This window comes from Aminobacter sp. P4_D5 (assembly GCF_056401815.1).
Window position 1 is genome coordinate 1 of sequence record NZ_JBFUIP010000440.1, and the last position, 1006, is coordinate 1006.

1 protein-coding gene is annotated in these 1006 nt (G+C 68.9%); it reads right to left on the reverse strand.

From position 1 onward, the window contains the following. Positions 1-1006: NtaA/DmoA family FMN-dependent monooxygenase (locus AC1DWF_RS32600; protein ID WP_476842654.1), on the reverse strand; the 1006-nt coding region annotated here is incomplete at both ends.

The window sequence follows — 1006 nt, forward strand, 5'->3', positions numbered from 1 at the left end:
CCCTCGCGCCGCGCCATCTCCAGCAGCAGCAGCGCCCGGCTTTTCAGGTGCTCGCTCTCGGGCAGATCGGGCACACCAGCGTCGAGTTCGAAGCGCGACATGTCGGTACCCAGCCGGTCCGACAGCACGGTGTTGGCCTGCTTCATGTCGAGGTTGCGGCTGAGCTCGGCGAAGAGCGCCTTCGCCTCCTCCTCGGTGCGGCCGATGATCGGCATGAAGCCCGGCATGATCTTCAGCCCGTCCTCGCTCCGTCCGTGCTGGGCAAGCTGCGCCTTAAGGCCGCGGTAGAAGTCTTGCGCGTCGCTGAGGTTGTTCTGGGCAGTGAAGACCACCTCGGCGGTGCGGGCGGCGAGCGCCTGGCCGGGCGCGGAGCTGCCGGCCTGGATGATCACCGGCTGGCCCTGCGGGCAGCGCGGCAGGTTCAGCCCGCCCTTCACGGTGAAGTACTTGCCCTCGAAATCGGGGATGTGGAGCGTGCCCGGCCGCACGAAGGTGCCGCGCTCCTTGTCCATGACGAAGGCGTCGTCGTCCCAGGAATCCCAGAGCAGGCGGCAGGCCTCGACGAACTCGTCGGCCATGGCGTAGCGCTCGGCATGCGGCGGATGCTGCTTGCCGAAGACGGCGCCGTTCTTGGGATAAGAGGTGGTCACCACGTTCCAGGCCGCGCGCCCGCCGGAGAGGTGGTCCAGCGAGGAGAAGGCGCGGGCGGTGTGGTAGGGCTCGGCATAGGTGGTCGAGGCCGTGGCGGCGAGGCCCAGATGCTTGGTCCCGGCCGAGAGCACCGACAGCAGCGTCAGCTGCTCGAACTTGCCGATCGAGGAGGGATGCTCGCCATAGCCGGTCGAGAAGTTGTCGGCGAGGAAGAACATGTCGAACTTGCCGCGCTCGGCCGTCGCCGCGATCTGCTGCATCAGCGCGAGGTTGGGCCCGCCCGGCCTGGCGGCCGGGTGCCTCCAGCCGGCGACGTGATGCCCGGCGGCCTGCACGAAGATGCCCAGCCGCATCC